Below are 9083 nucleotides of genomic sequence, written 5' to 3'. Positions count from 1 at the left end.
CTTTACACCCTCTTCTTTGTTAATTTAAGTAATACTTTGCTCAAGCTTTCTTCCGTAAGATCCTCCGCATCAGCAAAATCTGATACTGTAAAAGCAGACTCTGTTGTTGGTTTATTTATAAGTTGACGAAGATGCCTCAACATACCATCTGCTATCGCTTGAATTTTTAATCTAGAAAACTGTTCTCTACTATACATCCAAACAAAATGGAACTTCTCATCTTTTACCATACCGATAACATCAATTAGATGCGATGGCTTGGAATCTGGAGCATGATCTAAAAATGTAAACCCTACCTCTTGCATAAACAAAGATTCCTTTGAAAACACTTGATCAAATTGGCCCAAATAGTTAAAGCTTATTGAAGGCTTTTGCTGATAAAATGGAAGTAATCCTTTTTTCAAGTAACGCAAAATACCATAATCAACTCCGCGATTCGGAATTTGACGCAATTGATCTTTTACAGCCTTTAATCCTTCAATAGGTGTTTTAGTTCCTTGAAAGTTCAAATGAACAGGATAAATACTCGTGAACCAGCCCACTGTCCGTGATAGATCCATACCTTCAACCATCTCTTCTCTCCCGTGTCCTTCTAGATGAATGGAAACGGTTTGCTGATTTGTACAATCAACGATAGCTTGTCCTAATGCCGTCAATAGTACCTCATTAATCCTTGTCTTATGAGTCACTGGAACTTCTTGTAACAACGCATGGGTTTCTTCTACTCCTAAAGTCCTCGTCACTTGATCAACCGATTCTTCCGTTGTTTCTTGTCTCGGGTAGTCCATTGGAATCTTCATCGTTTCTTTTTCTACCCGTTCATTCCAATAATCTTGTACTTCTTTTGAAATACCAGAATCACTGTATGCCTGTAGTCGTTCCGACCACTCTTTAAAAGATGTACTTTTCGCAGGTAAGCGAACTCTTTGACCTTGTTTCATCTGGTTATATACCGCCTGTAAATCTTCCAATAGAATTCTCCACGATACTCCATCTACTACTAAATGATGAATAACCCAGAATAATCGATCATTTCCATTCAAGGTATCCTCGAAGTAAACTACTCCCATTAACGGACCTGTAACTAAATTGAAACTAGCTTGAGTAATGTTCATTTCTTCTTGTATTACTTTATTCCACACTTGTTCATTAGCATTGTTCCTTTTTACCACACGAAGTACAGACTGCTCATCAGTCCCTTCATTTCTCTGCCTCCACGTTCCATTTGTTAACTGTTCGTACCGGAAACGTAAAGCATCATGATGTTTCAGTAAGTTTAATATGGATCCCTCTAGTAACTTCATGTCCAATCTCTCTTTCACTCTTAAAAGCATCGATTGATTCCAATGCTCCGAACGTGGATGTTCTTGCTCGAAGAACCAATACTGAATTGGAGTAAGAGGCACATCTCCTGTCACAATTCCCTGCTCCGCTTCTACTCCCTGAGTTTCTATAGCCACTTGTGCCAACTCGGAAATGGTCGGACATTCAAACATTTGCTTTGGAGTAAGTTTTAATCCCACTTGACTGGCTTGAGATATGATTTGAATACTGAGAATCGAGTCGCCACCAATTTCAAAGAAGTTATCATAGATTCCCACCTTTTTAACACCTAATGCTTGCTTCCAAATGGTAACCAGTATCTTTTCGTTACTATTTCGAGGGACAACACATTCAATGTTAATCTGGTTTTCCTCCGGCATAGGTAAGGCCTCACAATCAACTTTACCGTTAGCAGTTAGTGGAATGGCCTCCATCGTCACAAACCCTGAAGGAACCATATAGCTTGGTAATTTCGCTTTAAGATACTCTCTCCACTCACCTACTTTTCCATCTCCTACAACATATGCTACTAATCGTTTATCACCTGGTTGATCTTCTCGAACAATCACAACAGCCTCCTTTATAGATGCATGTGCATGTAAAGTAGACTCAATCTCCCCAATCTCAATTCGGAAGCCACGTATTTTAACCTGATGATCAATTCTTCCACGATAATCAAGATTCCCATCCGGTAAATACCTCGCTAAGTCTCCTGTCCGATATAATCTTGCTTTCGGATCACTACTAAATGGATGAGGTATAAAGCGCTCTGCAGTTAATTCAGGTCTATTTAAATACCCACGTGCAAGCCCTGACCCGCCAATATAAAGCTCACCATCTACACCTATAGGTACAGGCTGTTGATAGGCGTCTAGTATATACACTTCTAAATCTGGAATCCGCTTTCCGATATTACTTCTTGAAGCATGCTGCACATCATCTTGAGTAATTGGATAATATGTAACATGAACGGTAGTTTCTGTAATTCCATACATATTAATTAACTGCGGTTCTTTCTCCCCATACCTTTGAAACCAAGGTAACAAGCTAATAGCTTCTAATGCCTCTCCACCAAATATCACATAACGCAGCTGCAAGTTTTTATTCTCATCTTCTTGTTCACACACTTGTATTAATTGTCGAAATGCGGAAGGTGTTTGATTTAGAACTGTGACTTCTTCCTCTACCAATAATTGATAAAAATCCTTAGGCGATCGACTAATCCAGTACGGAACAACAACTAATTTCCCACCATATAATAATGCTCCCCAAATTTCCCATACTGAGAAATCAAATGCATAAGAATGAAAAAGCGTCCACGTATCTTTTTCATTAAACTGATACCAACAGTCTGTTGATTTAAATAAACGAATGACATTGTGATGCTCTATCATAACGCCCTTTGGATTCCCTGTTGATCCCGAAGTATAGATTACGTAAGCTAGATTTTGGGAACTTACATCAGAAACTGGCAAGGACTTACTTTCTTGCCCAATCTCAGCTCGTTCACGATCCAGGCAAATCAATTTAATATTTTCTGGTAACCATTTCAATTCTTTTAAACTTTCTTGCGTTAAGAATAACTGAATGCTAGCATCCTCTAAAATATATTGAAGTCGCTGCTCTGGATATGTTGGATCAAGTGGAACATAAGCTCCACCAGCCTTCAAAATCCCTAAAATACCTACAATCATTTCGAGAGAACGTTCAACGCACAGTCCAACTAAAGTATCAGGTCCTACTCCTTTTTTCTGTAGATAATGAGCTAACTGATTTGCACGTTCATTTAGCTCCCTATAGGTAACTCTCTCTTTTTCATACTTAACTGCAATTGCGTTTGGATAAATCATCGCTTGCTGTTCGAACAATTCATGAATAGTTACTTGAGGTGGAAAATCAAGCTTAGGATTGTTGAACTCTACTAAACTTTTTCTTTTATCTTCTTCAGAAATGATTTCAATTTCAGATACCTTCTGCTTTGGATTTTCAAACGTATTTTCTATTATTGCTAACATAACTTTGAAAAAACGTTTTATCTCTTCATTAGAAAATAACTCTTCACGATAATCAATATGTACATGTAAAGAGTCTATATCAATCAAATTCTCAATATGCACTGCAAAATCTTGTACTTCTTCACAGTTTGGAATCCATAGTGAGTCACCACTTTCATCACGATCTCTATAATCAATAGTGGTTCCGAAAAGTCTAACATTGCTGTTATTCTCTTTATTAATCTGCTTTAATAACAAATCAAATGGGTATTTCTGATGTCGTAATGATTTACTTTGTTTTCTGGACACTCTACTAATAAATGAAAGCACTTCTTCTTCTGGATCGATATCCATTCTTAAGGGAACCGTACTCACCATCATTCCAATTAATTCCCGTTCCATTTTAGTCATACGATTGCCATAAGCCATTCCTAATGCAATATCAAGCGATGAGGTCCACCGATACATAGACAAGGAAAATGCAGCGACAAAAAGAGTATATAAACTAAATTTGTAATCTCCGGAAAATTTTTCCATCTTTCTCTTCAAATGCTCCGATAATATAAACGTCTCACGTGCTGCTCTGGTACTAACTTGGTGCGTATTATAGGACTTCAATCCCGTCACAGATGGAAGTGTTTTAAATTCCTCTAACCAGAATTTTTTATCTTTTTGAAAGCGACTACTATTCAAGTATGTTTGTTCATTGACCAGAAATTGAACATATGAATTTCTAAGTACACCCTCCTCAGTCTCGCTATACATCCCATAATAATATTTTGCAATCTGACTGATAAATATTTGGATTGATAAACCATCCATGATAATATGATGAACATTCCCAAAGATTGCACATTCATTATCGTTTAATTTTATTAAAGCAAAATAGTGCAAATCTGAATTAAATAATGTAAACGTTTCTTTTGTTTTCTGTTCGATCCATTTCTCAAGCAAATCTGAATCTTCCACGGAACTGAAATCGAAAAACTCAAATTCTTGTTCTTCATGTTTAACAAAATATTGTTCAGGTTCCTGATGCCCATTTTTTTTTAGTCTGATGCAAAGACCGTCATTTTCACTAATAACACGATTCACAACTCGGTTTAATTTTGAATAATCCATTTTTCTATGAAGTTTAAACAAAAATCTTAAATTACATATCCCTTTACCGGAATGAATAACTTCTGTATACCATATTCTCCTTTGTGGATGACTTAACGGATAACATTCCTCAATGGCCATAAAAAATCTTCCCTTCAAAAATTATTTACTCTTATAGGTTCTTGCTTATGTGTAACCCATAAATATTTCTGTAGTGAAACCCCAATTACTCCAATGATGATGAGCCCAATACCCACATAAAAATAGAGTTCAATTACTCCGAAAAAGTGAACCAGTGGACCGCTCATAGCAGGAGAAATAATGAGGACTGCATTTGCTAAACTGCTTTGAATCCCAAATACTCTTCCGACCTGTTCTTGATGAGATTCTATTTGTAGAATGACTTGATTGGATACAAACATAAGTCCACTTCCAATACCAGCTATAAAACTAATCAGATAGGCAAAAATGAGGGATCCATCAGGACTTATCAGAGTTATCAGACTAATCCCCCCGAAGCCAATTCCCATTAAAGCAATACCTCCACATATTACCCAACCATATTGAAAATGTTTTAATTTCTGAGTTAAGAATGCGCCAATTATTCCCCCAAGACCAATAATAGAAATGATGTATCCCATTTTACTCTTATCATTTGGGAACAAGCTCTTAAATAAAGTAGGAAACTGTGAGTCTACTAATTGTAATACTGCCATAGCTATTGTAAAGAAAATCATGGTTGATAATATCATCCGATTGGATAATACATAACCCCAACCTTGTAACCAAGCAGTCCAAGTACTTTGCTTTCTCTTTTCTATACGTTCTCTTGACAGAGATTCCTGTAACCTTATTGTGGGCAACAGAACCAAAGCAGCTAGTAAACAGCATATTGCCCTTATAATCAGACAAAACTCTGGCTGAAACCAGCTCAGTAACATTCCCCCTATAAGTGGCCCCAGTATCTTGGTTCCTTGCTCAACTATCCCATTGATACTTACCGCTTTGGTAAGCAGATTAGGAGAAACAATCTGTCGTGTTAGTGTTTGCTGTGCAGGATAATAAAAAACGGTGAAAATGGACCGAACCATTAATGCTAACAAAAGCCAATGAATATTTTGGACAAATAAAAGAAAAATTGTTAATAAACCAACCATTAGGTTACAAAACATCATAATTGGAATTTTTCTAAAGCGATCAGCAATCACGCCTGCCCATGAACTAAATATAATTCCAGGAAGTGCATACGCAACGGGAATTAATCCAATCATGGTGGGGTCTACTTCCCATTCAAAACTAACAATGGTCATAATGGCTAACATGTCAATAAATACTCCGAGCATAAGCAGTGAATATGCAGAGAAAACTTGTAAATAAATTGTATTTCTCCATAGACTTTTTGATTCGGTAGTTTTCATAAAAACGAGCTCCTTAAGTTTACTAAATAGGGACGATAGAAGCTAATTGAGTGGGATACGAGACTTCTCCCGCCTCTTCAATCCTATTCTTTTTTTGCAGTTCGTTTGTGATGGTAATGAAATCAATGGCTTGCTTAGACTCTCTCAAAGACACTAACGTTCTAAAAATGAGATATTGACTAACAATTAAATCATAACACTCCTATTAATGGGATTATTTTCTAAAAATAATATAGAAAACAATGAATATTCCGATTATTGTTTCTGAAAACTGGATATATCTCTATAAAACAACTAAATTAAGATTGAATGGTTCTGGTGCAAGAACTTAAGGACAATTGCAATGAATCTACAGAAAGAATAGCGTATTTTTTCATTTTAAGAAAATTTAGTTTTGTTAGCTTGATAGCGATGGGTCTATACTCCAACAAGGGGATTTATGGAAAATTGTAGAATGTATTAATTTAAAATTCTTATACACAATTTTTTAGGAGTGACTACAAATGCAATTATACCCTGATTGTCCAATTGTTAGTAGAACAGTAGAGGTTGGCGGACTTACGAAATCGCAGCTTATTCAGAAATTGCAACAGTACTCCATTTTGATGAATGAGTATGGAGAAAGACTGTTAGCTGATGATAAATTTATGACTTCTAATACAAAGTACAGCCTGAAGACCGTTGAACTAACCGTTATAGACCTTGGCTTTCCTGATGGAGCTACTACGGATCAGCTCTTTAAAAGAGCTAGCGAACTTGGTTTGGAATTGTGTCCGCTTGAGCTGGGACCTCAACTAAGACTGGAGTATCTTGAGCAGCCTGAAGGTTATTTGGGGACTGCCTCACAACAACATCAAGCTCCATCTGGCTCCATCACAATAGCATCGGAGATATTAACTAAAGACGATGATTTTCCGAAAGGCTTTTATCTAAGAATTAATGGCGTGTTGTGGCTACGCGGATACATTGCTGACAATCTGCACGTTTGGAAGCCTGAAGACCACTTTATCTTTGTTAAACAAAAAAACTTTAAGAAGTAAGAAATCATGAGAAACTTACCTTCTTTTGTTCAACTAAAGGGGGGCTTTACTTCATGAGACCGTCGTTAGACGGTCTTTTTTATTGTCCTTGTTTTTAGGGCACACTACATCACCATCAAGCTAAGAAAAGCAAATACCCCAAAACAAAAAAATAAGCTTTTTTGTTACAAGTTAGTAGAAAATTTCGTTCTGGGGGTACTATAAATTATTAGCTTGATAGCGATGTGACGCTACCCCTATAAGGGTAACAAGGAAAATATTAGATAAAATGATAACGAAAATAATAGATATGTCTGAATCACTTGGATGAAATCACCAGTTTCAAAAAGCCTTCACGCAATGATGATTGCATGAAGGCTTTTGTGATATTAAAACATGTCATATCAGAAATTAATCGCTTTATTCGTTCATATACTAAAAAATAATCCTATGCTTGTTGCAAGAAGCAATAACAAACACATATCCTACGGCTATATACTAGCTAGCAGGTAGAGTCATAATCTGATTTCTACTTGTAATGTATGTATTATTTTTGGGGTTTGCTTGCAAGTAAGTACATCCTAGAATTGATATTTTTACAGCGCTTATTTGCTTCACATCTTGCTATTTCTGGTCCGTCAGTGCAAGAATACAAGATTTATTTCGATATGTAAGAATGCATATTATTTCTCTTGGATGTTATGATATACTCTCTTTGTGAGCTGATACAATATTTCTTTAGATTGGAAAACTAAAACCTCATTAACCCAAGTTTTGGGCGCCTTATGGCGTCTTTTTTTAGTTCTACTACATAGACATTTAACTTAGATATTGAAGTAATCCAAAAACAAACAATAAGCTGCCCATTTGGACAACTTATTTACATCGAATGCGGGAGTTCCATCTTTCAAAACCACCCTATTAAATAGGATTAGATGTATAAAACATATTAGTAACGGAATGCTCTCGACTTGAGGCTACTACAAATGCTTCCTTCTAATCATCCATATGAATATATGACTTACTTCTGATTAATTTGCCGATGTTGTTCTTCGTTAAAACAAAATGAGAATTGTGAATGTTCTTCTGCTTCTTTTTTTGTTCCTACAATGAATTGCAAGGTTTGTAATTCCGATGCCGATATTCCTGCTGCATTGTGAATATCTTTTCCTTCTTCTAACCTCTTAACTTGGTTTCCGCTTTTGTCTACATAATAGAATTCTACATTATTCCACCCAGAATCAAGGTCACTTTCCCTACCAATCCTTTCATTCGATGATGTTTTCAATAGTCCATCTTTAGTTACTTGATATATAATTTTCTTATCTTCAATTTTTAGAGGTGGTGAATCCTTGATGTTATGAAGGACACCCACACATCCTTTGTAACCATCAGGTATTAAAAAGACCTTCTTAGCGAAAGAATTATACATATCATATATCCAAACAATGGGGGTACCTAGTATGATAACAGACAAAAAAAAGGCTATTCCAGCATAAGCATATTTACTCTTACGGATAGAGTACCATGCCAAAAATATAAACAGTATAAAAAGTGGTATTGCTTGAATGAAGAGAAATCCTTTCAAAAAATCAAGTTGAGTACTGTCTGGAGGGTCTGTTGCCATCCCGCCTATAAATAATGCTATTGGAGCTGTGATGAGATTCAATACTAAACTAAGATAAATCAATAACAACAGGTTTTTGTTTTTGTTTTTATTTTTATTTTTTGGTACTTCATCCATCCGAATTCCTCCTACAATTAAGCTCTTGTTGCACAGCAAACCCCTTCCCATTTTGAGAAAGACATGATCCGCTCTTAATATTTTTTCTTTTTAAGCCGATAAAGCCCCATCAGACAGGCTCCCAGTACAATGACAGTCATAACGATAAAGATACTTAGGGAAGCAACCTGATTTGGAATCAACCTGGCAAGGTTTGCCCAAAGCAATGCAATGCTTGCAAGCCATGTTAAACCAATGATATAAAACCAACCTGATTTTTTGTCCATTACCTGTTCACCTCTCTTTTCCTAATTTTACCATTTGCAAAAATCAATTTGTTGGGATTTTAAAATGTATAGGATATATATGTAAGATTTACGTTATGACTCATTATTAGAAGTAAGAAAACATTGAACTTTATCCTCACAAAGCAACCCTATTTCCTTTCTTTAAATAACTCTATTTATTTTTTATACACTCCTATACTAGGCAAACTCTTAGCATG

At 35.9% G+C, this 9083-nt stretch carries 6 protein-coding genes; 1 reads left to right on the top strand and 5 read right to left on the bottom strand.

Features of this window, described 5'->3' with window-relative positions:
• Nucleotides 1-2: 2 nt before the first annotated feature.
• The 3 genes from Q3V31_RS26585 to Q3V31_RS31030 are packed head-to-tail and all read right to left on the bottom strand — an operon-like array spanning nt 3 to nt 6005.
• Nucleotides 3-4559 carry a non-ribosomal peptide synthetase gene (locus Q3V31_RS26585; RefSeq protein WP_090814179.1) on the bottom strand — a complete coding sequence of 1519 codons (4557 nt, stop codon included), beginning with the start codon at nt 4557-4559 and terminating at the stop codon, nt 3-5.
• 14 nt (nt 4560-4573) lie between these two features.
• Nucleotides 4574-5836, bottom strand: coding sequence for an MFS transporter (locus Q3V31_RS26580; protein WP_090814178.1), 1263 nt, complete (start codon nt 5834-5836; stop codon nt 4574-4576).
• A 22-nt stretch (nt 5837-5858) separates the two neighbouring features.
• Nucleotides 5859-6005: a DnaB-like helicase N-terminal domain-containing protein gene (locus Q3V31_RS31030; protein ID WP_080784409.1), complete on the bottom strand. Its 147-nt coding sequence runs from the start codon at nt 6003-6005 to the stop codon at nt 5859-5861.
• A gap of 334 nt (nt 6006-6339) precedes the next feature.
• Between Q3V31_RS31030 and Q3V31_RS26575 the strand changes: the two genes are divergently transcribed.
• Nucleotides 6340-6876, top strand: a complete 537-nt coding sequence (locus tag Q3V31_RS26575) for a helicase (protein ID WP_097872349.1) — start codon at nt 6340-6342, stop codon at nt 6874-6876.
• 1000 nt (nt 6877-7876) lie between these two features.
• On the opposite strand, the gene Q3V31_RS26570 is transcribed toward Q3V31_RS26575, so the two are convergent.
• A complete protein-coding gene (locus Q3V31_RS26570; protein WP_329767517.1) occupies nt 7877-8599 on the bottom strand; it encodes a DUF6843 domain-containing protein in 723 nt (240 codons plus the stop codon).
• A gap of 74 nt (nt 8600-8673) precedes the next feature.
• A complete protein-coding gene (locus Q3V31_RS26565; protein ID WP_090814175.1) occupies nt 8674-8865 on the bottom strand; it encodes a hypothetical protein in 192 nt (63 codons plus the stop codon).
• Nucleotides 8866-9083: the final 218 nt, after the last annotated feature.

It is taken from the genome of Bacillus nitratireducens (genome assembly GCF_036320425.1).
Lineage (GTDB): Bacteria > Bacillota > Bacilli > Bacillales > Bacillaceae_G > Bacillus_A > Bacillus_A nitratireducens.
This window is presented reverse-complemented; position numbering and strand designations above follow the sequence as displayed.

What these genes read in the sequence shown, in the direction of transcription:
- Q3V31_RS26580 (WP_090814178.1), bottom strand. Translation starts at nt 5,836, where the DNA reads ATGAAAACTACCGAATCAAAAAGTCTATGGAGAAATACAATTTATTTA.
- Q3V31_RS26565 (WP_090814175.1), bottom strand. Translation starts at nt 8,865, where the DNA reads ATGGACAAAAAATCAGGTTGGTTTTATATCATTGGTTTAACATGGCTT.
- Q3V31_RS26570 (WP_329767517.1), bottom strand. Translation starts at nt 8,599, where the DNA reads ATGGATGAAGTACCAAAAAATAAAAATAAAAACAAAAACAAAAACCTG.
- Q3V31_RS26575 (WP_097872349.1), top strand. Translation starts at nt 6,340, where the DNA reads ATGCAATTATACCCTGATTGTCCAATTGTTAGTAGAACAGTAGAGGTT.
- Q3V31_RS26585 (WP_090814179.1), bottom strand. Translation starts at nt 4,559, where the DNA reads ATGGCCATTGAGGAATGTTATCCGTTAAGTCATCCACAAAGGAGAATA.